This is a genomic window from Actinoplanes sp. NPDC049598, assembly GCF_040675435.1.
GTDB lineage: Bacteria > Actinomycetota > Actinomycetes > Mycobacteriales > Micromonosporaceae > Actinoplanes.
Genome location: NZ_JBFAOX010000026.1, coordinates 25,603 through 47,951, shown reverse-complemented (window position 1 = coordinate 47,951; position 22,349 = coordinate 25,603). Strand labels below are relative to the sequence as shown.

Sequence of the window (22,349 nt, the reverse complement as noted above, 5' to 3'; positions counted from 1 at the left end):
CCCGGGAGCCCCGCTAGTTGTACGACCGCAGGTAATCCGCCTCACCCACCTTTTGTCATTCGCAAAGGTTGCACAGTGCACTCGTGCGCTACGAGGCCCCTGATGAGCGGTTACGGTGCTCGCAGACGGCTGCGGAAGGAACGTCGGATGGACCGGGTGGCGGACCTGTGGGGCGAGCGGACGCCGCACGCGAAGGGCACGGTGTGGCCGGCGCGGGTGGATCAGCATCTCGACGCGGGGCTGAGCGAGGATCAGGTCGACCGGTGGGTGCAGAGCGCCTGCCTGCTCTGCAGCAACGGCTGCGGCTGCGACATCGCGGTCAAGGACGGCCGGATGGTCGGGGTGCGGGGCCGGGCGGGCGATGTGGTGAACCACGGCCGGCTCGGGCCGAAAGGGCTCTACGGCAGTACGGCCTGGGCCGGCTCACCGGACCGGTTGACCCGGCCGCTCATCCGCGAGGGGGACCGGCTGGTCGAGACCGACTGGGACACCGCGATGGGCCGCGTCGTGCGCGAGTCGCAGCGACTGCTGCGCGAGAAGGGCCCGCTGTCCCACGGCTTCTACACCAGCGGCCAGCTGTTCCTGGAGGAGTACTACACGCTGGCGGTGATCGGGAAGGCCGGGATCGGCACGCCGCACATGGACGGCAACACCCGCTTGTGCACGGCGACGGCCGCCGCCGCGTTCAAGGAGTCCTTCGGCGCCGACGGGCAGCCCGGCTCGTACACCGACATCGAGCACTGCGACGCGATCTTCCTGTACGGGCACAACATGGCCGAGACGCAGACCGTGCTGTGGGCCCGGATCCTCGACCGGACCCACGGGGCCGACCCGCCCGTGCTGGTCTGCGTGGATCCGCGCCGCACGCCGGTGGCGGAGGAGGCCGTACGGACCGGCGGCGTGCACCTGGCGCCGAAGGTGGGCACCAACCTGGCGCTGATGAACGGCCTCACCCGGGAGCTGTTCGCGAACGGGTGGGTCGACGAGGACTGGGTCGCCGCGCACACCATGGGCGCCGAGCAGTTGCGGGCGGTCGTCGAGCCGTACACCCCGCAGTCGGTCGCTGAGATCTGCGGGATCGACCCGGGGGAGCTTCGCCGGGCCGCCCGCATCCTCGGCGAGAGCCGCGACGTGCTCTCCACCGTGCTGCAGGGCTTCTACCAGTCGCATCAGGCGACCGCGTCTTCCGTCGCCGTCAACAACCTGCATCTGCTGCGCGGCCTGATCGGCCGGCCCGGTTCCGGCATCCTGCAGATGAACGGGCAGCCGACCGCGCAGAACAACCGCGAGTGCGGCGCCGACGGCGACCTGCCGGGCTTCCGCAACTGGGACAACCCCGAGCACGTCGGCGAGCTCGCCCGGCTCTGGAACGTGGACCCGCTCGTCATCCCGCACTGGGCACCGCCGACCCACGCGATGCAGATCTTCAGCTACGCCGAGGAGGGCTCGATCGGCCTCCTGTGGATCTCCGCCACGAACCCGGCGGTCTCGATGCCCGAGTCACCGCGGATCCGGCGCATCCTGGGCGGGGAGCAGTGCTTCGTCGTCGTCCAGGACCTGTTCCGGACCGAGACGGCCGAGCTGGCCGACGTGGTGCTGCCGGCCGCCGGCTGGGGTGAGAAGACCGGCACCTTCACCAACGTCAACCGCACGGTGCACCTGTCGGAGAAGGCGGTCGACCCGCCGGGCGAGGCCCGCAGCGACCTGGAGATCTTCCTGGCCTACGCCGACGCGATGGACCTGCGGGACGCCGGCGGCGCGCCGCTGATCAAGTGGCGGACGCCGGAGGAGGCGTTCGAGGCCTGGCGGACGGCGACGCGGGGCCGCCCGGTCGACTACACCGGGCTGTCGTACGGCAAGCTCCGCGGCCCGACCGGCATCCCGTGGCCGGTCAACGAACAGGCCCCGGACGGGACCGACCGGCTGTACGCCGACGCCGTGTTCCCCACCGCGACGGAGACCTGTGAGACGTACGGCCACGATCTGTTGACCGGTGGCGCGGTGACCGAGCAGGAGCACCGGGCGCTGCGGCCCGACGGGCGTGCCTTCCTCAAGGGAGCGGCCTACACGCCGCCGCACGAGCGGCCGAGCGAGGACTATCCGCTGCTGTTCACCACCGGCCGTACCGTCTATCAGTTCCACACCCGGACGAAGACCCACCGCTCCCGGTCGCTGCGCGAGGCCGCCCCGGAGCCGTGGGTGGAGCTTTCCCGTGCGGACGCCGAGCAGCTGGGCATCAGCGAGGGTGACGTGGTGCGGGTCGAGTCGCCGCGCGGCGCGATCGAGGTTCAGGCGCGGGTCGGCCGGGTCATGCCGGGCGCGGTGTTCGCCCCGTTCCACTACGGCGGGCCGGGGCAGGCCAACGAGCTCACCATGACGGTCTGGGATCCGGTCTCCAAACAGCCGTACTTCAAGACCGCCGCCTGCCGGGTCGTCCGGCTCCGCGCCGGCGACGGCCCGGCGAAGGCCCCCACGACCGGCGCCTCGGCCCCCGCGGTCCCCGATGCGGTTCCGCCCACCGCGGGCGGTGCGCCCACCGTCAGCCGGCTGGTCCCGACGCCGCACTATCCCCTGGACCCGGGGAGGGCCTGATGTACCTGACGGTCTACCTCGCGCTGGCCCACCACGGTGAGCGGACGCTGGCCGAGTCGTTCCGGGTCGTCGGCCAGGGCCACGCCCAGCATCCCGACGTGCTGTTCATATGTGCGGCCCTGGCCGCCATGAGCGACGAGCACGTCCGCCGCCTCGCCCCGATCGTCGCCCGCTACGGCGAGCGGGAGACCGGCGACGTCGACGAACCGGAGCGGCTGCACGCCGACGGCCTGGCCGGGGTCCGCTCCGGCCCGCTGGGGTTGCTGCGCGACCTGCAGGACCTGCACGTGCTGGGCACGCTGGTGCAGACCACCTGGACGGCCATCCATCAGGCGGCTCAGGGTCTGCGCGACACCGAGCTCATCGAGGTCTGCGAGAGCGCGTCGGGCGAGGCGAGCCGGCAGCTGTCCTGGCTCAACACCCGGATGAAGGCCGCCGCGCCCCAGGTCCTGATCGTCGCCGGATGAGCGCCGGGCCACCCGCCCCGCCCGGCGCCCACGAGGCCGCCGTGCAGGCGCTGATGCTGGCCAGCCGCGCGTTCGTCGGGCTGACCGCCCGGTCCCTGGCCGCCGTCGACGGCGAGGTCACGCTGCCGCAGTTCCGCGCGCTGGTCGTGCTGGCCGTGCGCGGCCCGCAACGCGGTATCGACATCGCCGAGGAACTCCAGGTCAACCCCTCGACCGGCACCCGGATGCTGGACCGGCTGACCCGCAAGGGCCTCGTCCGGCGGCTGCGCTCCACGGCGGACCGCCGCGTCGTGCGGGTCCGGCTCACCCCGGCCGGGCACGACATCGTCGAGCAGGTCATCACCCGCCGCCGTGCCGACCTGGAACGCCTCGTGGCCGCGACCGCGCAGCTGTGGCAGCCGGCGGTGACCGAGGCCCTCACCGCCTTCGCCGAGGCCGCCGGCGAGGTCGGCGAGCAGGACTGGTGGCTCGGCTGGCACGCCCACCGCGACGACGCCCGGTGACCGGCGCCGCCGGCGCTGATCCGTAGGCCGCTCTCCTACGTATTGCCTGCCAGGGTGTCAACGTGTCGGGAGGTTCTCGTGCAGTGGCGGCGTCGCTTGTGGGGTCCGGTGCTCATGGCGCTGGTTGTGGTTCTGCTCGATCCGCTGCGGTCACCCGCGCGGGCCGAGCCCGGTGTGCCGGTGCCGCCGGGTGAGTTGATCACCGACACGAACGACGGTGAGATCACCGCGGCCGACAAGGACCTGGTCGTCAAGGTCCGCCTGGCCGGGCTGTGGGAGATCCCGGCCGGGCAGATGGCGCAGGAGAAGTCGCGCAACCCCCGGATCCGGCAGATCGGCAAGGACATCGCCGCCCAGCACGTCGTCCTCGACCGGCTGGACCGGGCCGCCGCCAAGAAGCTCGGCATCAAGGTGCCCGACCAGCCGAACGCCGACCAGCAGGGCTGGCTGGGGGAGATGCGGGACGCCGAGGGCGAGGAGTTCGACCGGATCTACATCGACCGGCTGCGGGCGGCCCACGGCAAGATCTTCCCGGCCATCGCGACCATTCGCAGCAGCACCCGCAACGACACCGTCCGCAAGCTGGCCCAGCAGGCGAACCAGTTCGTCGCCACCCACATGACATTGCTGGAGTCGAGCGGCATCGTCGACTACCAGGCGTTGCCCACGGCGCCGCCACCCGCGCCGGCCACCTCGGCCGCGGTCAAGCCGGCCGCCCTCGCCACGGCCGGCGCCGACCAGCCCGCCCGCTCGAACCAGGGCCTCGTGATCGGTGTCCTCGCCGCGGCGCTGGCCGTCGGCGCCTTCTTCACCTGGCGCACCATGTCGACGCGCCGCCGGCCCCGCCGTCGCCGCTACCGCTACTGACGCCGATGCGCCGGGGAGTCGGCGGTGGCGGCCCAGCTGGCGATCAGGTTGAGGGCATCCTGGTGCGGTGAGCCCGGTTCGGCGCTGTAGGCGTTGAGCCGCAGCCCCTGGTCGGCGGTCAGCTCCATCGCCTCGTAGCTGAGGTCGAGGTCGCCGACCAGCGGGTGGTGCAGGTGCTTGACGCCGGAGCGGTGCAGCCGGACGTCGTGCGCGGCCCACCACGTACGGAACCGGTCGCTGCGGGTCGAGAGCTCGCCGATCAGGTCGGTCAGGTCCTTGTCGTACGGGTCGCGGCCGGCCTCGCCCCGCAGCAGGGCGACGACGTCCTCGGCCAGGCGCTCCCAGCCGCGGTAGAAGGTCTGGGACGCGGGGTCGAGAAAGGTGAACCGGGCCAGGTTGGGCCGGCCGGCGCTGTTCCGGAAGACCGGCGCGAACACGGCCCGGCCGAGCTGGTTGGCCCCCAGGATGTCCAGGCGCCCGTTGCGGACGTAGGCGGGCACCCCGGTCATGGCGTCCAGCAGCTGCTGGACGGCGGGCCGGACGTCGGCGGTGGTGCGGCGCCGCGAGGCCCGGGCGCGCGGACCGTTGTTGGCCTGCCGCGCGAGGTCGTACAGGTGATCCCGCTCCGCCTCGTTGAGCTGCAGACCCCGGACCAGGGCCTCCAGGACGCTCTCGGAGACACCGGAGAGGTTGCCGCGCTCGAGGCGGGTGTAGTAGTCGACGCTGACCCCGGCGAGCATCGCAGCCTCCTCCCGGCGCAGCCCCGGCACGCGCCGGCTGGTGCCGTACGCGGGCAGCCCGGCCTGGTCCGGGGTGATGCGGGCCCGGCGCGTGGTGAGGAAGTCGCGGATCTCGGCACGGTGGTCCATGCCCCCGACCGTACGTCCGGGGTCAGCGGGGTGGGAGGGTCTGTCATTACCGGTCATCGGTGGGGTGCAGGGCCTTGCGAATCGTCGGCGCGAGCGGCAGGTCGGTCCGGCTCAGCGCGGCCACGATCCGGTCGGCCGCGTTCTGCAGCTGCTGCAGCCCGGCGGCGTCGAGGCCCTCGAAGAGCAGCTTGCGCACCGCGGCCACGTGCGCCGGCGCGGCCGTCCGGACCTTCTCCCACCCCTGCTCGGTGAGGACGGCGTTGGTGTACCGGGCGTCGTTCGGATCCGGGCGGCGCAGGACGAGGCCGCGTTTCTCGAGGCGGGCGACCATGTGGGAGACCCGGGAGAGCTCGGCCCCGGTCAGGATGGCGAGGTCGCTGAGGCGCAGCGTGCGGTCGGGCCGCTCGGAGAGGCCGGCCAGGGCGTAGTACTCCAGATGGCTGATCTGGGCGTCACGTTGCAACTGCCCGTCCAGCGCGATCGGAAGCACGACGACGGCCGCGTGGAGAGCGCGCCACGCGCGCATCTCGTCCGTGGTCAGCCACGTCGGCTCCTCCGCTGTCACGACGCCGAGTCTAGCGTCACATGAACGTTCACGTGTCGGCCTGCTACGGTGACACATGAATTTTCACGTAACCGAAGGAGCTGGCATGTCCGCCCTGAAGATCGCCGTCATCCTCGGCAGCACCCGCCCGGGCCGCAACGGCGCCGTCGTCGCCGACTGGGTCCTGGCCCAGGCCGCCGGGCGCAACGCCGCCGAGTACGAGCTGCTCGACCTGGCCGACTACCCCCTGCCGCACCTGGACGAGCCGGTCTCGGCCAAGGCCGGCCCCACCCTGTACTCCAAGGACCACACCAAGGCGTGGGCCAGCAAGATCGCCGGCTACGACGGCTACGTGTTCGTCACCCCGGAGTACAACCATTCCACCTCCGGCGTCCTCAAGAACGCGATCGACTTCCTCTACCACGAGTGGACGAACAAGGCGGCCGGGTTCGTCAGCTACGGCGGCGTCGGCGGCGCCCGGGCCATCGAGCACCTGCGCGGCGTGATGAGCGAGCTCCAGGTGGCCCACGTCCAGCAGCAGCTGAGCTTCTCGCTGTTCACCGACTTCGAGAACTTCACCGACTTCAAGCCGGCCGACATGCACGCCGGCAGCGCCCAGCTGCTGTTCGACCAGCTCGAGAGCTGGGCGGGCGCATTGCGGACCGTCCGCGAAGCCGCCCTCGCCCCGGTCGCCTGAGGAGCGGCCGCCATGCCCCTGAACGGTGAGTACGCGCCCGGCTCGTTCGAGCTCGCCCGCGACCAGGTCGCGGCCTTCGAGGCCAACGACGGCGCCGGCGACACCGGCACCAACCCGGCCGGCGGCCCGATCATCATCATGACCAGCGTCGGCGCCAGAAGCGGCCGGCTGCGCAAGTCGCCGCTGATGCGGGTCGAGCACAACGGTGACTACGCGGTCGTCGCCTCGCTCGGCGGCGCCCCGCAGAACCCGTCCTGGTACTTCAACCTGAAGGCCAACCCGCACGTCGAGCTGCAGGACGGCGCGGCCAAGCACGATTACGTGGCCCGCGAGGTCGACGGCGCCGAGTACCAACTGTGGTGGGACCGGGCGCTGCTGGTCTGGCCCGACTACGCGGACTACCAGACGAAGACCGAGCGCAAGATGCCCATCTTCGTGCTCGAACGCGCGCCCGGCGTCTGACAGGGAGGCGGCGGTCATGCCGAGAAAGGTCCAATTCACGCGGTACGGAGGACCCGACGTGCTCACGCTCGTCGAGGCGCCCCGGCCGCGGCCGGCGGCGGGGGAGGTCCTCGTCGAAGTGGTGGTGGCGTCGCTCAACCCGGCCGAGGTCGGCATCCGGGAGGGCGCCTTCGCGACGACCTGGCCGGCCGAGTTCCCGCAGGGCATGGGCCACGACTTCGCCGGGGTCGTGGCCGCCCTCGGCCCGCAGGTCACCGGCTTCACGGTCGGTGACGCGGTGGTCGGTTTCGCCCAGCGCGGCGCGATGGCCGACTTCGCGCTCGTCGAGGCCGCCGCGACCGCACCGAAACCGGCCGGTCTGGGCTTCGCGACGGCCGCGACCATCCCCGCCGCGGGTGCCACCGCCTGGGCCACGGTCGCCGCCGTCGCCCCGGCCGCCGGGGAAACCGTGTTCGTCTCGGCCGCTGCGGGCGGCGTCGGGGTGCTGGCCGCTCAGCTGGCCCGGTTGGCCGGCGCCCGGGTCATCGGGGCCGCCTCGGCCGGGAACGCCGCCCGGCTCCGGGAGCTCGGCGTCGAACCGGTCGAGTACGGGCCGGGCCTCGAAGCCCGGCTCCGCTCGATGGCGCCGGGCGGTGTCGACGCGGTCATCGACACGTTCGGCGGTGGTTACGTCGAGCTCGCCCTGGCCCTCGGCGTGCCACCGGAGCGGATCAACACGATCACCGATTACGCCGCCGTCGCGCGCTACGGGGTGCAGGCCCGCGGCAACGGCGACGCCATGTCGCCGCCCATCTGGAGCGAGCTGCAAACGCTGATCGCGGCCGGCCGGCTGTCCGTGCCCATCGAAGCGGAGTATCCGCTCGAGGACATCGCCCGCGCCTACATCGATGTCGCCACCCGGCACGGCTTCGGCAAGAGGGTGGTCCGGCTCCGCCCCGACCCGAGCTGAGCCGGAGCGTGCCCGTGGCTACCGTGGCCCGATGGACAATCCCGATCGCGTCGCCGATCACGTGGCCCGGGCCGTTCTCGGCGAGGCGAGCGTGCCGGCGCCGCTGGCCGCCGGGGCCTGGTCCACGGCGTACGCGCTGACCGTGGACGGCCGGGCCATGGTGTTGCGGGTCAGCCGGCACGGCGGGGACTTCGTCAAGGACGAGACCGTCGGCACGGCGGCGCGCGGCCTGCTGCCGGTGCCGGCGGTCACCGTCCGCGGTGAGGCAGGCGGGTGGGCGTACGCCGTGTCGGAGCGCCGGACCGGCACGGCGCTCGACGACCTCGACGCGGGGGAGATCGCCGCCGTCCTGCCCGACCTGTTCGACGTCATGGACGCCATCGGCCGGATCGAGATCGGCGGCCGCGGCTACGGCATCTGGGCGCCGTCCCGGGCCGCGCCGTACCGCTCCTGGCCGGAATACCTGCTCGCGGTCGACCAGGAAACGCCGCGGGTGCCGGGCTGGCGGGCCGCCCTGGCCGCCAGCGACGTCGGTCTGGAGCCGTTCGAGCGGGGCCTGGCCACGCTGCGCCGGCTCGTCCCCGGCCTGCCCGACGAGCGCCGGATGTTCCACAAGGACCTGCTCAACCGCAACCTGCTGGCCGAGGGCGACCGGATCTCGGGCATCCTGGAATGGGGCAGCGCCGGCTTCGGCGACCCGCTCTACGACGCCGCCTGGCTGCTGTACTGCTGGGGCTGGTATCCCCAATGGTCCACTGTCGACATCGAGGCGGCCATCGGCCGGCGCTGGAACCCGGACCCGGCGGCGCTGCGTGCGTACCAGCTGCACATCGGCCTGGGCTCGATCGGCTACTGCGCCACCCGCGACCGCTGGGACGACGTGGCCCTGAACGCGGAGTGGCTGCTCGCCCTCGCCTGATCCGGAAGGCCGCGCCGCCACCGAGGGCGAGGTCCCGCAGGCGTTGCGCCGGGCGGGTCGGCGTCCCGACACATGCGGCGGCGGTCTCGCAACCGTGCACCGCGCGGCCGGCGACACCGACTGCTACTTCATCTACAACCGCTCGGCGTGGAAGCTGGACACCTGGCAGCTGTCCGTCCGGTCCTGGACCCCCGGCCCCATCCAGGGCGAGACCGTGAAGACCCCCTGCCCGCCGCGACGATCAGGCCTCCAAGTAGGCGTCGATGGCCCGCGGGCGGTGAAACGTCACGAGGTCTTCTCGGTGGTGAGGCCGTAGAGGTCGGCGATGCTGCCGGACAGCGCGGCCTTGACGGCGACCGCCCGGTCGTCGGCGAGGACCTCGTGCTCGCCGCTCTCCAGGCCGTCGAGGCCGGCGCGGACGATGTCGGCCGGGTCGTTCTTCTCGTCGGTGACCATGGAGATCATCGGGGTGTCGGTGTAGCCGAGGTGCAGACCGACGACCTGGGTGTGCTGGGCGGCGAGCTCGACGCGGAACGAGTTGGTGGCCGACCAGAAGGCGGCCTTGGCGGCGCTGTAGCCGCCGGCGACGCCGAGCCAGCTCAGGACCGAGTGCACGTCGAGGAAGGCGCCGCCGCCGTTGGCGCCGAGGATCGGGGCGAAGGCGCGGTTGACCTGGATGGCCCCGAAGAAGTTGGTCTCGAAGATCTCGCGGATGCGCTCGATCGAGGTGCCGGTGATGGTGTCGCCGTGGGTGTAGATCCCGGCGTTGTTGATGACGATGGTGGTGTCGCGGGCGGCGCCGGCCGCGGCGGCGATGGAGCCGGGGTCGGTGACGTCGAGGCGCAGGCTCACCACGCGGTCGTCGTTCCAGTCCCGGGCCGTACGGGCGGTGGCGTAGACCTTGGCCGCGCCGCGCTCGAGGGCCTGCCGGACGAACTCCTGCCCGAGACCGCCGTTCGCGCCGGTGACCAGTACGACGGCGTCCTTGATGCTGGCCATGAGGGCCCTCCTGTGCTGAGTTGGTAAATGCAACCTAGCAATGGCTGGGCCGTTCGCCCATCGGAAGTGGTGGACGCCTCACCTAACTTGTAAAAACCAACCTAGCCGCTATGGTGAGCGGATGAGCACCCTGAGGATCAATCGAGGATCGCCGTCCCTGTGGCGGGTCACCTTCGCCAACCCGCCGATCAACCTGATCGACGCCGACCTGGTCCGGCAGCTCCAGGAGCTGCTCACCGAGGCCGAGACGGACGATCGCCTCGCCGTGATCGTCTTCGACAGCGCCGACCCGGAGTTCTTCCTGGCCCACTGGGACATCGCCGCCGACCCGGCGCTGACCGACGCGCTGCCGCCGGGCCCGACCGGCCTGCACCCGTGGCTCGACGTGCTCGTCCGGCTCAGCCGCCTGCCGCAGATCACCGTCGCTGCCCTGCGTGGCCGGGCGCGCGGCGCCGGCAGCGAGTTCGCTCTGGCCGCCGACATCCGGTTCGCCAGCCGCGAGCGGGCCGTGCTCGGGCAGTTCGAGGTCGGCGCCGGCGCGGTCCCCGGCGGTGGCCCGGCCACCCGGCTACCGCGCCTGGTCGGCCGGGGGAGGGCGCTGGAGATCCTGGCGGGCGCCGACGACTACGACGCCGACCTGGCCGAACGCTACGGCTACGTGAACCGCTCGATTCCCGATGCCGAGTTCACCGCGTTCGTCGACCGCTTCGTTGCTCGCCTGGCCGGCTTCGACGTCCGAGCGCTGAGGGAGATGAAGGCCTTCGTGGACAGTGTGTCGCTGCCACCGGAATCCGAGTTTCCGGCCCAGATGGACGCCTTCTGGACGTCGGTCGCCCGCCCCGAGACCCAGGCCCGCACTCAGCGCCTGCTCGAGCTCGGCCTGCAACAGCGCGGCGACACCGAGCTGCGGCTCGGAAGCTACCTCGTGGACGGAGAGCAGTGATGGCCATCGCCAAGTTCGCTGGGGTCAGTTGCTCGGTGTCCCGCAGTCTGGCCGTGCTCGGGGAGCGCTGGACGTTGCTCATCATCCGAGACGCGCTGAGCGGGATCACCAAGTTCGAGTCGTTCCGGGACTCGCTGCGCCTGGGCCCCGATATTCTGGCCGACCGCCTCGCGACTCTGGTCGAGTACGGCGTCATGGAGAAGCACACCTACCAGGAGCCGGGCGAGCGGGCTAGGGACGAGTACCACCTGACCCAGGCCGGCCGGCAGCTGCACGTGATCATCGGTGCGCTCCAGCTGTGGGGCGACAGCAACCTGCCGTGGCCGTCCGGTCCCTCGACCGAGCGGCTCGATCGCCGTACCGGCAAGCCGGTTCGGGTCGCCTTCGTCGACGAGGACGGCCGGCAGCTGCCCGACGAGAAGATCGACGTGGTGCACCACAACGGATATCCGAATCGCTGAGCAGAACTTCTATAGTCCGGCTACCAGCTGCTGGCCGCCGTCGATGTCGTACGTGCCGCCGGTCAGGGCAGTATTGGTCATCAGGTGCACGGCGAGCGCGGCGACGTCGTCCGCCTCGACCACCCGGCCGATCGGCAGCCGCTCGCGCAGCTCCGCCCGCCGCGCCTCGAGTCCGTCGCCGACGAGCGTGGCCGATAAGGGCGTGTCCACGAAGCCGGCGGCGATGACGTTCACGCGTACCGGCGCAAGCTCCAAGGCGAGCGTCGCGGCCGCCGCCGACAACCCGGTGGCCGTGGCCGCCGGAACGATGAGCCCGGGCGTCGGCCGCCGAGGGGCGGTTCCATTCATGACGATGAGCCCACCCCCAGGGCGAGTTGCCGGTGCGGCCGTGCGCGCGACGTCGATCATCACGCCGATGTGCTCGTAGAAGGCGGCGGTGGCCCGGGCCAGGTCGATGTCGGCCAGCGGCGCGTAGTTCGGGCCGCCAGCAGTGATCATCACATGGTCGACCGGCCCGTCGATCGAGTCGAAGAAGCGGGTCAGCTCGTCGTGATCGGTGACGTCGAAAGCTTCGGCGCGAGCCGCGCCGGCCAGCTCGGCGGCCTTGCGGAGCCGGTCCGGGTCGCGGCCGGTGAGCACGACGGTGGCCCCGCCGGCCCGGGCCTGGCGGGCGGTCGCCAACCCGATGCCCGAGCTCCCGCCCAGCACGACGACGACCTTGTTCTCGAGAGTGTCCATGGTTGTCAGTCCTTCGTCTCCGGGCGGTCGCTGGTCAGGGCTGGTCGGCGCGCAGGGCGGCGTGGACCGAGCTGACGGCGCTGGCGCCCTCGCCGACCGCGGCCGCGACCCGCTTCATGGAGCCGGCGCGGACGTCTCCGGCCGCGAAGACCCGCGGCAGGCTGGTCTCGAAGGGCAACGGGCGGCGGCCCAGCGGAGACCACTGCGGGCCCAGCTCCTTGTCGTCGAGTTGCGCGTCCGTACGCAGGAAGCCGTGGTCGTCGGCGGCGATGCCGTCCAGCCATCCGGTGGCCGGGGTGGCGCCGATGAAGCAGAACAGGCCGGCGCACTCCTGGGGTTCCGATGCTCCGGAGAGCGTGACGGCTTCGAGGTGGCTCTCACCGTGCAACGCCGTGACCTCGGTGCCGGTGCGGACCGTGATGGCCGGGTCGGCGACGATCCGGTCGGCCAGGTAGGAGGACATACCCGCGTAGAGGTCCGAGCCCCGGACGACCAGCGTCACGTGGCTGCCGCGGGCGGCCAGATAGAGCGCCGCCTGGCCCGCCGAGTTGGCCCCGCCGACGACGGCGACCGGCCGAGATCCGCAGGCGCGGGCCTCGATCTCCGTGGCGGCGTAATAGATGCCGGCGCCCTCGAAACGGTCCCACCCGGCCAGCGGGAGCGACCGGTACCGCGCCCCGGTGGCGATCACCGCGGCCCGGGCCGAGATGGTGGTGTCGTCGGCGAGCCGGACCCGTACGGCATCGATGTCCGAGCGCAGCTCGGCCACCTCGCACGGACTGGCGATGCGGGCCCCGAACTTCTGGGCCTGCACGGCCGCGGCCGCGGTCAGTTCGTTGCCGCTGACGCCGGAGGTGAAGCCGAGGTAGTTCTCGATCCGGGAGCTGGCCGCCGCCTGGCCGCCGGCCGCGACCGAGTCCAGCACCAGGGTCCGCAGGCCCTCGGAGGCGCCGTACACACCGGCCGCGAGACCGGCCGGGCCGGCGCCGATGACGACGAGGTCGACCTGTTCGCCGCTCGCCGGCCGGTAGGACAGGCCGAGATGCCCGGCCAGCGTGCTCGGCGTCGCCCGCCGCAGCACGGCGCCGGGCGTGATGACCACGGGCAGATCATCGGCTTCGGCCGACACCGCCCGGGCCAGCGCGACCCCGGCCGGTGACTCGATGTCGTTCCACGTGTGCGGCAGTTGCAGGCGCGCGGCGTACGTCCGCAGCGCGAGCGCGGGCGCGGAGGCCGCGCTGCCGACGATCTCCAGGCTGCGGGCGGCCTGCCCGTCACGCAGGTCACGCCGGCGGGCGATCAGCGCCCGCAGCACGATGTCCGACAGCTCCGGGTCGCGATCCATGAGCGTACGGAAGGCGACCGGCCCGACCCGGCGCACCCGCGACGCCTCGGCGGCGCGAGCGCTCAGATACGCGGACTGCAGGGTGAGCAGGTTGAGCTCGCCGGTGAACTCGCACGGGCCGTACGTGGCCACGGAGGCTTCCCGGTCGTCGGTGGTGGCCGGCCGGACGATCTCGACCCGGCCCGACTCGACCAGGATCATGTCGCTGACCTCGTCCCCGGCCCGGAAGATCCAGTCTCCGGCGGCGAGACGGTCCGGGGTTCCGTACGAGCACAGCCGCTGCCATTGCCCGGCGGTCAGAACGGGTCGTGCTTCCGTCATCGCGATCCTCCTGCTGAGTTGTAAAAACCAACCTAGCAGGGTCCCAGGGAGCCGTCAGCGTGTCGCTTCTCTCGCTGCTACCCGGGGTAGCTGGCGGTGCGGACGGTGTCGACCTCGTCGAGGGGGACCTCGTGCCCGCTCCCGTCGACGAAGGCGACCCGGACCGGGGCCGCGCTCTCGTGCCGCCGGCGCACCACGGTCGGGCCGTCCTTCCACGGCAGGTGGTCGTCGGCCCACTGCTGTAAGCCGGCGATGATGACGTGCAGCTCCCGGCCGGCCGGGGTCAGGTGGTACTCGTACCGGGCCCGGCGGCCGGGCTCCTGGTACGGGTCCTTGGTCATGATGCCGTTCTCGACCAGGGTGTTCAGCCGGTCGGTGAGCACGTCGGTGGCGATGCCGAGGTTGCTGCGGAACGACTCGAACCGGGTCTCGCCCTCGAAGGCGAGGCGCAGGATGAGCAGGGTCCAGCGCTCACCGAGCACGGACAGGCTGCGAGAGACGGAGCAGGGGCTGTCCTGCAGCTTGGTGATGGGCATGAGTCCCGCCTTCGAGAAAACCGGTGGAGCTTTCCCACTTTAACAACTTTTCCAACTCAGCCGTCGCGCCGATCACATCTGACTTGTTTTTTCCAACTTAGGGTGCCACCGTCGGTCCCATGTCCAATTCGCAGCAACCCGTTGTCTTCATCCACGGACTCTGGATCCACAGCGCCGCCTGGCGGCCCTGGCTGGAGTTCTTCGCCGAAGCCGGATACGCCCCGCACGCGCCCGGCTGGCTCGGTGACGCCGCCACGCCCGCGGCGACCCGATCGAGGGCCGACGCCGTCGCCGGCCATGGCATCGCCGAGCTCACCGCCGCCTACGCCCGCTACATCCGGGACCTGCCGGTCAAGCCGATCGTCATCGGTCACTCGTTCGGCGGCCTGATCGCCCAGAAGCTGCTCGCCGACGATCTGGCCGAGGCGGCCGTGGCCATCAGCCCGGCGCCGGTCAAGGGCGCGACCAAGCTGCCCTTCGCCCAGATCCGCTCGGCCCTGCCGGTGCTGCGCAGCCCGAAGAACAAGGAGCGGGCCGTCGCCCTGACCGCGCGGCAGTTCCGGTACGGCTTCGGCAACGCCGTCAGCAAGGACGAAGCCCGCCGGCTGTACGACACGTACGCCATCCCCGGACCCGGACGTCCCGTCTTCGAGCTCACCGCGGCCAAGAAGGACCCCCGGTCGCCGACCGAGGTCGACTTCGCCGCCGTACGAGGCCCGCTACTGATCACCGGCGCCACGGCCGACCACACGGTGCCCGAAGTGGTCAGCCGCCAGGCGTACGGCCTCTACGCCGGATCGCCGTCGGTCACGGACTACCACGCCTTCGTCGGCCGCGGGCACTCCCTCGTCCTCGACAGCGGTTGGCGTGACGTCGCCCGGTACGTCCTGCACTGGGTCGCGCGCCAGAACGCCGCCACCCCGACCCGAAAGGCCCGATCGTGAAGATCACCCGCATCGCCGTCGCCTTGGCCACCGTCGCGGCCCTGAGCATCGGCACCTCCGCCGCGGCCGCGACCAGCCACCCGGCCGCCGGTCCGCGGCCGACCATCGTGCTCGTGCACGGCGCCTGGGCCGACGGATCCAGCTGGGCCGGCGAGATCAGCCGCCTGCAACGCCTGGGCTACACCGTGACCGTCGCTCCCCAGCCGGGCCGTGGGCCGGCGGCGGACACCGCCTACCTGCGGGACTACCTCGCCGCTCTGACCGGGCCGGTCGTGCTGGTCGGCCACTCCTACGGCGGTTTCGTCATCACCGGCGCCGCCACCGGCAACAAGAACGTCAAGGCGCTGGTGTACGTCGACGCGTTCGCTCCCGACGAGGGCGAGTCGATCGCCGGCCTCACCCAGGGATCCGGTTCGGTGCTCGAGCCCGCCCTGACCGATCCGGCCACGGTTTTGAGCGTCACGGGCTACCCGGGCGCACCGGCCGGCGCCGGCGACTCGTACATCTTGCCTGGCGTCTTCGAGACCGGCTTCGCCGGTGACCTTCCCCGCGGCCGAGCGGCCGTGCTTGCCGCGTCCCAGACGCCGTTCGCGACCAGCGCTTTCGGCGAGCCCTCGACCGGGCCGGCCTGGAAGACGATCCCGTCCTGGTCGGTCATCAGCCGCCAGGACAAGGTCATCCCGCCCGCCGCCGAGAGGGCGATGGCCGCCCGCGCCCACGCCCGGGTGACCGAGATCAACGGCTCGCACCTGTCGCTGATCTCTCACCCGGACGAGGTCACCCGGGTCATCGTGGCCGCGGCCGCCGCTCGCTGACCGTCACCCTCTGAGCCCGGCCCACCGGCCGGGCCCGCAGGAACGGAGACGCCATGAGCCGAGGCCGCCTGGAGGCTCCCGCGTGACCAGCGGGACATCTAACTTGTTTTTTCCAACTCAGCTGTTAGGTTCGGTGCATGACCTTCCTTGACGAGTTCCAGCCCACCCACCTCACCGTCACCGCCGAGACGCCGTCCTTCTGGCGCGTGACGTTCAGCAACCCGCCGGTCAACGTCATCGGGCCCATGATGATGTCGGACCTGAAGACCCTGCTCACCGAGCTCGAGAACAACGACACGGTCAACGTCGTGGTCTTCGACAGCGCCGACCCCGACTTCTTCCTGGCCCACTACGACTTGGCCGCCGACCCGGGCGACGCGGAGGCGCTGCCCAGCCCGACCGGCTACGCCGCCTGGGTCGACATCACCGTCCGTATCAGCAAGCTGGCCGCCGTCACCATCAGCGCCATCCGCGGCATCGCCCGCGGCGCCGGCAGCGAGTTCGTCCTGGCCACCGACATGCGCTTCGCCAGCCTCGAGAAGGCTGTGCTGGGCCAGATGGAGGTCGGCTTCGCCGCCGTCGCGGGCGGTGGCGCGGGCGGGCGGCTGCCCGCCCTGGTCGGCCGCGGCCGCGCCTTCGAGATCATGCTCGGCGGCAACGACTACGACGGCGCCACGGCCGAGAAGTACGGCTACGTCAACCGCGCGATCCCCGACGCCGAGTTCGAAGCCTTCGTCAACGCCTACGCCACCCGCGTCGCGGGCTGGAACCACCAGGCCCTGACCGAGATCAAGTCCTTCATCAACAAGTACACCCGGCTCCCCGACGCCGAGTTCCCCCTGCACTCCGACGCCTTCTGGGGCGCCGTCGCCCGCACCGAGTTCCAGACCACCGCGGCCCGCCTGTTCGACAAGGGACTCCAGGAGCGCACCCCCCTCGAATACCACCTCGGCGACGACATCGCCGCCATCGCCCAAGCCTGAACGCGGTCCCGGAAAGAAAGCAGCTCATGAGCACCCAGGTGCAATCCACGCCGATCCCGGCCGCCGGCCGCGAAGCCCGCGGATTCTGGCCCTTCGCCGCCCTGCTCGGACTGTTCTACGTCGCGGCCGCCGCGCCGAGCCCGCTCTACGCCGACTACGCCGCCCGCTGGCACTTCACCGACAGCACCCTGACGATCGTGTTCGCCGTCTACGCCGTACCGCTGCTGGTGTCTCTGCTCGCCTTCGGCGGGCTCTCCGACGAGATCGGCCGCAAGCCGGTCGCCCTCACCGCGAGCGCGCTGCTCGCCGTGAGCCTCGTGTTGTTCGCCACCGCCGACGGACTGGCGTACCTGATCGCCGCCCGGGCCCTGCAAGGTTTCGCCACCGGACTGTTCACCGCCGTCGCCTCGGCCGCCCTGCTGGACCTGCAACCACGGCGGCGTCCCGGACTGGCGTCCCTGCTGGGGGCGGGCCTTTCGACCGGCGGACTCGCGGTCGGCTCGCTGCTGTCCGGGCTGCTGGTGCAGTACGCCTGGAGCCCGTCCCGGTTGACGTACCTGGTCATCCTGGCCGTGCTCGTGATTCTCGGCCTGGTCGTGGCCGGGTGGGCCGACGAGAGCATCACCCAGCGGGTCCGGCCGAACCTGCGTGTCCGCGTCGCCGTGCCCGTCGAAGCCCGCCCGGCCTTCGCCGCCGCCGTACCGTCGCTGTTGTCGACCTGGGCCCTGAACAGCTTCTACCTGTCGCTCGGACCGAGCCTGGCCAAGGCGCTCAGCCATTCCACCAACCACCTCCCGGGAGCGATCTCGGTCGCGCTGCTGATGGCCTGTGCTTGCCTGGCGACACTGGCCACAAAGGACTGGACGCCGCGCGCGGGTGTGATCGCCGGCTGTGTCGTGCTCGCCGCCGGCTCCGGGCTCACAGTGGTGGCGACGGCGCTGACCAGCGTGGTCCTGTTCTACATCAGCACTGTCGTGGCCGGGACCGGCTTCGGTCTGGCCTTCTCCGGCACGTTCCGTAGTCTCGTCGCCCTGGCCCGGCCCGCCGAACGCGGGGCGCTGATCGCCGCTACGTACGTCATCGGTTATGCCGCGTTCGCCGTGCCCGCCATCATCGCCGGCATCCTCAGCACCCGTTACGGGCTGGTCCACACCGCGCTCGGCTACAGCGCCGCCGTCGCCGCCCTCGCCCTCATCGCCCTGATCTCAAGTAGGGAGCACCATGCGCTACACGACCTTCGGTAACCGGACCGGGCTGCGCGTCTCCGAACTCGCCCTCGGCACCTCCAACTTCGGCACCAAGTGGGCGACCGGCGCCGACGAGCCCGCCTCGGCGCGCATCTTCACCGCGTTCGCCGAGGCCGGCGGCACCTTCATCGACACCGCCGACACCTACCAGCGCGGCGAGTCCGAGACGTACCTGGCCAAGTTCCTGGCCGCCGACCGCGAGCATTTCACCCTGGCCAGCAAGTTCACCTTCGGCACGGCCGGGCAGACCGGTGTCGCCATGACCGGCAACAGCCGCAAGACCATGCGGTACGCCCTGGAGTCGAGCCTCAACCGGCTCGGCACCGACTACCTGGACCTGTACTGGGTGCACGCCCCCGACTTCGTGACCCCGCTTGACGAGATCACCGAGGCCCTCGACGACCTCGTACGGGCCGGGAAGATCCTGCACGGCGGCCTGTCCAACTTCCCCGCCTGGCAGGTCTCGGCGGCGGTACCGGCCCGCGGTCGCACACCGATCATCGCCACTCAGTTCGAGTACAGCCTGGCCGCGCGCGACGGCGAACGCGACCTGCTGCCCATGGCCGAACACCTCGGTCTCGGCGCCGCGATCTACTCACCGCTGGGCGGCGGCCTGCTCACCGGCAAGTACCGCCACAGCTCCGAAGGCCGCCTGACCACCCTCAACTCGATCATCCAGCGCGAGGACTCCGCCCAGAAGACGGCCACCGTCGACGAGTTGCTCGCCATCAGCGCCGAAACCGGCACCGAGCCGGCCGTCCTGGCCATCGCCTGGCTGCTAGAACGCGGCCGCCGCTCCTCGACGGCGGTCGTGCCGATCATCGGCCCGCGCAGCACCGAGCAGCTCGACGCCTATCTGCGCTCCCTCGACGTGCAGCTGGCCGACGAGCACTACCAGCGCCTGGACGAGGTGAGCGCACCCATCCTCGGCATTCCGCACGACGGCTCACGAGCGACCCTCAGCGCCGTCCTCGGCGGCCGGCCGGCGAATTTTCAGATCCGCTGAGCCACCTCAAGACCTCCGCCGCCGGCGCAGATCGTCGGCCTCCTCGGTGCGGCCGAGACTCTCCAGCACGTCCGCAAGGGTTCTGTACGCGAAGGACAGACGCTCGGCGTACATGTCGTTCAGCTGGTTGTTGAGTGGCTCGTACACGCTGATCGCCTCGGTGACTGCTTCCAGGGCCTCGGCGAGGTTGGTCTTCGCGCGTACGCACACCCATCCGTACGTCAGCAGCGAGGTGGCGAGGAACGGCCGGTAGGCCTCGGGGTCGACCGCAGCCAGCCGGCGCCGGATGGTGACGGATTCGTGGGCGGGAGCCAGGGCCTGCTCGCGCCGCCCGAGTTCGGACAGGAGGCTGCCGAGGTCGTTCAGCGACGCGGCGAGGCCGGGGAGGTGGGTGTCGGGCTGGGCTCGGGCCAGCCGGCGTCTGATGCCGACAGCTTCCTCGGCGAACACCAGGGCCTGTTCGCGCCGTCCGAGCATGGAGAGGCGGTTGCCGAGGTTGTTCAACGTCGTCGCGAGGTTGGGCAGGTAGGCGTCCGGGTTGTCCTCGGCCAGCCGGCGGTAGATGTCGGACGCCTCCTGAGCCGGTGCCAGCGCCTCGTCGCGCCGGCCGAGTTCGCCCAGGGTGGCGCTGAGGTTGTTCAACGACGTGGCGAGGCCGGGAAGGTGGAGGTCCGCGTTCTCGCTGACCAGCCGGCGGTGGATGCCGGCCGCCTCGCGCATCGGGGCCAAGGCCTGCTCGCGCCGTCCCAGATCGAGGAGGCTGTTACCGAGGTTGTTCAACGTCGTGGCCAGGCCCGCGAGATGGGCGTCCGGGTTGTCCTCGGCCAGCCGATGGTAGATGTCGGTGGCCTCTTGGGCCGGGACCAGGGCTTGCTCACGGCGCCCCAGTTCGGCCAGGCGGACGCTGAGATTGTTGAGCGACGCGGTGAGGTGGGGCAGATAGACGGCGGGGTTGATCTGGGCCAGCCGGCGCCGGAGCTCGACGGCTTCCTGAGCCCGGGCCAGGGCCTGCTCGCGATGGCCGAGCTCGGGCAGGATGAGGCCGAGATAGTGCAGGGAAGCGGCGAGGTTGGGCAGGGAGGCGGCCGGACGGATCTCGGCCAGCCGGCGATGGATGTCGGTGGCCTCCTCCGCCGGCGCCAGGGCCTGCTCGGGCCGTCCCAGCTGGTATAGGCGGACGCTGAGGTTGTTCAGCGAGGTGGAAAGCTGCGGAAGGTAGGTCTCCGGGTCGGCCTGGGCCAGCCGGCGCCGGATCTCGACAGCTTCCCGCGCCGGGGCCAAGGACTGTTGATGGCGTCCTTGTCCGGACAGGTGGATGCCGAGATTGTTCAACGAGGCGGCGAGATCGGGGAGATGCGCGGCGGGGTCGGCCTCGGCCAGGCGGCGCCGGATCGTGACGGCCTCCTGGGTCGCGGCCAGAGCCTGCTCGCGCCGTCCCGAGTCGGCCAGGAAGGCGCCGAGATTGCTGAGTGAGGTGCCGAGAAGGGACAGGTAGGCCTCCGGGTCGGCGGCGGCCAGCCGGCGGTAGATGGCAATGGCCTCCCCGGCCGGTGCCACGGCTTGCCGGGCGTGACCGGCGTTGGCCAGACGGTAGGCGTTGGTGGCGTGCAGGTGGGCCTGCTCGGCGGAGTCATCGGTGCGGGCCAGCCGGTGTGCGGTCAGCGTGCTGGTGATCGCGGCGGCGGCGATGTCGAGATCGATGTGCCGCTCGGCTGGGAGCAGGGGTTCGAGAGCCTGCAACACGGCCGGGTCGATTCCCGGGATGCCGGCCAACCGCGTGACGGTGGCTCCGCCCGCGGCGATCACCCGTTCCGGGTGCTGGAGCACGAACGGATACAGCACGGTGGAGGCCACATGCGGCCAGCGGCGGGCGGTCTCGACGAGCACGGTGACCGCCGCGGCTGCCCACACCGGTGACGAGTCACCGGCGAGCAGGCCGGTGATGGCCTCGGAGGCCCAATCGCGTCCCAGCCGGCGATCATCGCGATGACCGGGGACGGTGAGGGCGATCAGGTCCTCACCGAGCCGGTCGGGGTGCAGCGGCTCGAAGGCGGTACGGCCGTCGGCCGGTGGATAGCAGACGGTGTGGTCGTCGATGATCTGGTTCGAGCCCTCATCCGTGGCGGTGAATCGCGCCGAGGCCAGGGCGAGCCGGGCGGTGGGGCGGGGTTGCGCGCCGGTCAGGGTCGCGGCCAGTACCGCGCGGTGCATCACCTCTGGTGGCGTACGCACGGGCGCTTCGGCTCTCGTGTGCAGATGTTGCCAGTAGGCCTGCTCCCGGCGCAGCAGATAGGCCGACACCGCGCCGGGGTCGCCCGGCGGATCCTGACCGTGCCGGTGGGCGTCGACAGCGGCCAGAGCAGCCATGTGGACGGCCAGGACCTGCCCGTATCCGGTCCCGCGTAACTCCGGCGCCGGCCAGCCCCGAGCCGGGGCCGCCACGTCCATCGCGGCCGCGAAACTGTCGGCGGCGGCGGCGAACATTCCGGCCCGGTCGTCACCCCCGTCACCGGACAGCTCGGGCAGCGGCATCTCGTCGACGTCCACGCCGAGATCGCTCTCGGCGCGGTCGGCCAGCGCCGGCCACCAGTGGGCGTCGGAGCGGGCCAGCATCAGCACCCGCACCTGAGTGCCCGCCCCCGCGTGCAAGTCACGCAGCTGAGCCAGGAAGGCCAGCAGCGCGGAGGCCGGCCACCGGTCGGCGTAATCGACCACCGCCAGCGCCGCGGCGCCGGACAGGTCCACCTTGGAGCCCGTCGAGCCGGGCACCGGGGTCGGGGTGTGGGTGATCTGCCAGACCGCCCAGCCGGCCCGGCCGGCCTGAGCGCTCACGTGCGCGGCGAGGCGGGTCTTGCCCTGCCCGCCGGCGGCGTGCACCAGCATGACCCCGATCGGGGCGTCGCCACTCATCCAGGCGGCCAACTGGTCCAACGTGTCCCGGCGCCCGGCGAACGGCACGATCCGATGGCGGGCCAGCAACAACCGGCTCGGCTGAGCGCGGGCCCGGGCCGCGCTCAGGGGCACCGGCTCGTTCTCAGCCGCGGTGACCCGGTACGGCGGCCGGTCCGAGCTGACGGTGACATCTCCGCCGACACCGGAGATCTGAACGCTGTCGCCGAAGACCAGACTGCCGGTGACCACC

General features: G+C 71.7%; 22 protein-coding genes. 15 read left to right on the top strand and 7 right to left on the bottom strand.

What is annotated here, in order from left to right; all coding sequences use genetic code 11:
- Positions 1-147: 147 nt before the first annotated feature.
- The 4 genes from AB0J66_RS39590 to AB0J66_RS39575 all read left to right on the top strand — a co-directional run bounded on the left by AB0J66_RS39590 (position 148) and on the right by AB0J66_RS39575 (position 4,429).
- Positions 148-2,592, top strand: coding sequence for a molybdopterin oxidoreductase family protein (locus AB0J66_RS39590; protein WP_364672270.1), 2,445 nt, complete (start codon positions 148-150; stop codon positions 2,590-2,592).
- The gene (locus AB0J66_RS39585) at positions 2,592-3,059 is read left to right on the top strand and encodes a hypothetical protein (protein ID WP_364672269.1); all 468 of its coding nucleotides are present in this window, start codon (positions 2,592-2,594) and stop codon (positions 3,057-3,059) included. Before AB0J66_RS39590 ends, AB0J66_RS39585 begins: the two co-directional genes overlap by 1 nt.
- Positions 3,056-3,562: a MarR family transcriptional regulator gene (locus AB0J66_RS39580; protein ID WP_364672268.1), complete on the top strand. Its 507-nt coding sequence runs from the start codon at positions 3,056-3,058 to the stop codon at positions 3,560-3,562. The genes AB0J66_RS39585 and AB0J66_RS39580 overlap by 4 nt, the downstream gene beginning before the upstream one ends.
- 114 nt (positions 3,563-3,676) lie before the next feature.
- On the top strand, positions 3,677-4,429 hold the full coding sequence (locus AB0J66_RS39575) for a DUF4142 domain-containing protein (protein WP_364672266.1): 753 nt from the start codon (positions 3,677-3,679) through the stop codon (positions 4,427-4,429).
- Here AB0J66_RS39575 and AB0J66_RS39570 read toward each other — a convergent pair.
- Both AB0J66_RS39570 and AB0J66_RS39565 read right to left on the bottom strand, forming a co-directional pair.
- Positions 4,423-5,298, bottom strand: coding sequence for a helix-turn-helix transcriptional regulator (locus AB0J66_RS39570; protein WP_364672265.1), 876 nt, complete (start codon positions 5,296-5,298; stop codon positions 4,423-4,425). The genes AB0J66_RS39575 and AB0J66_RS39570 overlap by 7 nt on opposite strands.
- 46 nt (positions 5,299-5,344) lie before the next feature.
- On the bottom strand, positions 5,345-5,863 hold the full coding sequence (locus AB0J66_RS39565; RefSeq protein WP_364672264.1) for a MarR family transcriptional regulator: 519 nt from the start codon (positions 5,861-5,863) through the stop codon (positions 5,345-5,347).
- An 85-nt stretch (positions 5,864-5,948) separates the two neighbouring features.
- On the opposite strand from AB0J66_RS39565, the gene AB0J66_RS39560 reads away from it, so the two are divergent.
- From AB0J66_RS39560 to AB0J66_RS39545, 4 genes are read left to right on the top strand one after another with little or no spacing between them, the layout of a single operon-like run.
- Positions 5,949-6,539 carry an NAD(P)H-dependent oxidoreductase gene (locus AB0J66_RS39560; protein WP_364672262.1) on the top strand — a complete coding sequence of 197 codons (591 nt, stop codon included), beginning with the start codon at positions 5,949-5,951 and terminating at the stop codon, positions 6,537-6,539.
- A 12-nt stretch (positions 6,540-6,551) separates the two neighbouring features.
- Complete coding sequence (locus AB0J66_RS39555; RefSeq protein WP_364672261.1) at positions 6,552-7,001, top strand: nitroreductase family deazaflavin-dependent oxidoreductase; 450 nt, start codon at positions 6,552-6,554, stop codon at positions 6,999-7,001.
- 16 nt (positions 7,002-7,017) lie between these two features.
- A complete protein-coding gene (locus tag AB0J66_RS39550) occupies positions 7,018-7,950 on the top strand; it encodes an NADP-dependent oxidoreductase (RefSeq protein ID WP_364672259.1) in 933 nt (310 codons plus the stop codon).
- 31 nt (positions 7,951-7,981) lie between these two features.
- Positions 7,982-8,869 carry a phosphotransferase gene (locus tag AB0J66_RS39545; protein ID WP_364672257.1) on the top strand — a complete coding sequence of 296 codons (888 nt, stop codon included), beginning with the start codon at positions 7,982-7,984 and terminating at the stop codon, positions 8,867-8,869.
- A gap of 285 nt (positions 8,870-9,154) precedes the next feature.
- Here AB0J66_RS39545 and AB0J66_RS39540 read toward each other — a convergent pair whose 3' ends face one another.
- Complete coding sequence (locus tag AB0J66_RS39540) at positions 9,155-9,868, bottom strand: SDR family oxidoreductase (protein ID WP_364672255.1); 714 nt, start codon at positions 9,866-9,868, stop codon at positions 9,155-9,157.
- 121 nt (positions 9,869-9,989) lie between these two features.
- Here AB0J66_RS39540 and AB0J66_RS39535 point away from each other — a divergent pair, with 121 nt between their 5' ends.
- On the top strand, positions 9,990-10,811 hold the full coding sequence (locus AB0J66_RS39535; RefSeq protein WP_364672253.1) for an enoyl-CoA hydratase/isomerase family protein: 822 nt from the start codon (positions 9,990-9,992) through the stop codon (positions 10,809-10,811).
- Entirely contained in the window at positions 10,811-11,272 is a 462-nt protein-coding gene (locus AB0J66_RS39530) for a helix-turn-helix domain-containing protein (RefSeq protein WP_364672252.1), read from the top strand. Before AB0J66_RS39535 ends, AB0J66_RS39530 begins: the two co-directional genes overlap by 1 nt.
- 9 nt (positions 11,273-11,281) lie before the next feature.
- On the opposite strand, the gene AB0J66_RS39525 is transcribed toward AB0J66_RS39530, so the two are convergent.
- The 3 genes from AB0J66_RS39525 to AB0J66_RS39515 form a co-directional block, all read right to left on the bottom strand.
- On the bottom strand, positions 11,282-12,010 hold the full coding sequence (locus AB0J66_RS39525) for an SDR family oxidoreductase (protein WP_364672251.1): 729 nt from the start codon (positions 12,008-12,010) through the stop codon (positions 11,282-11,284).
- Positions 12,011-12,044: 34 nt separating this feature from the next.
- Positions 12,045-13,676, bottom strand: a complete 1,632-nt coding sequence (locus AB0J66_RS39520; protein WP_364672250.1) for an FAD-dependent oxidoreductase — start codon at positions 13,674-13,676, stop codon at positions 12,045-12,047.
- A gap of 77 nt (positions 13,677-13,753) precedes the next feature.
- Positions 13,754-14,212 carry a helix-turn-helix domain-containing protein gene (locus AB0J66_RS39515; protein ID WP_364672249.1) on the bottom strand — a complete coding sequence of 153 codons (459 nt, stop codon included), beginning with the start codon at positions 14,210-14,212 and terminating at the stop codon, positions 13,754-13,756.
- Positions 14,213-14,331: 119 nt separating this feature from the next.
- On the opposite strand from AB0J66_RS39515, the gene AB0J66_RS39510 reads away from it, so the two are divergent.
- The 5 genes from AB0J66_RS39510 (at position 14,332) to AB0J66_RS39490 (ending at position 19,207) form a co-directional block, all read left to right on the top strand.
- A complete protein-coding gene (locus tag AB0J66_RS39510) occupies positions 14,332-15,156 on the top strand; it encodes an alpha/beta fold hydrolase (protein WP_364672247.1) in 825 nt (274 codons plus the stop codon).
- Positions 15,153-15,971, top strand: a complete 819-nt coding sequence (locus AB0J66_RS39505; RefSeq protein WP_364672246.1) for an alpha/beta hydrolase — start codon at positions 15,153-15,155, stop codon at positions 15,969-15,971. The genes AB0J66_RS39510 and AB0J66_RS39505 overlap by 4 nt, the downstream gene beginning before the upstream one ends.
- A gap of 137 nt (positions 15,972-16,108) precedes the next feature.
- On the top strand, positions 16,109-16,954 hold the full coding sequence (locus tag AB0J66_RS39500; protein WP_364672244.1) for an enoyl-CoA hydratase/isomerase family protein: 846 nt from the start codon (positions 16,109-16,111) through the stop codon (positions 16,952-16,954).
- 26 nt (positions 16,955-16,980) lie between these two features.
- A complete protein-coding gene (locus tag AB0J66_RS39495) occupies positions 16,981-18,198 on the top strand; it encodes an MFS transporter (protein ID WP_364672242.1) in 1,218 nt (405 codons plus the stop codon).
- Positions 18,176-19,207: an aldo/keto reductase gene (locus tag AB0J66_RS39490; RefSeq protein WP_364672240.1), complete on the top strand. Its 1,032-nt coding sequence runs from the start codon at positions 18,176-18,178 to the stop codon at positions 19,205-19,207. Before AB0J66_RS39495 ends, AB0J66_RS39490 begins: the two co-directional genes overlap by 23 nt.
- Positions 19,208-19,213: 6 nt before the next feature.
- On the opposite strand, the gene AB0J66_RS39485 is transcribed toward AB0J66_RS39490, so the two are convergent.
- The gene (locus AB0J66_RS39485) at positions 19,214-22,348 is read right to left on the bottom strand and encodes a tetratricopeptide repeat protein (protein ID WP_364672238.1); all 3,135 of its coding nucleotides are present in this window, start codon (positions 22,346-22,348) and stop codon (positions 19,214-19,216) included.
- Position 22,349 lies beyond the last annotated feature (1 nt).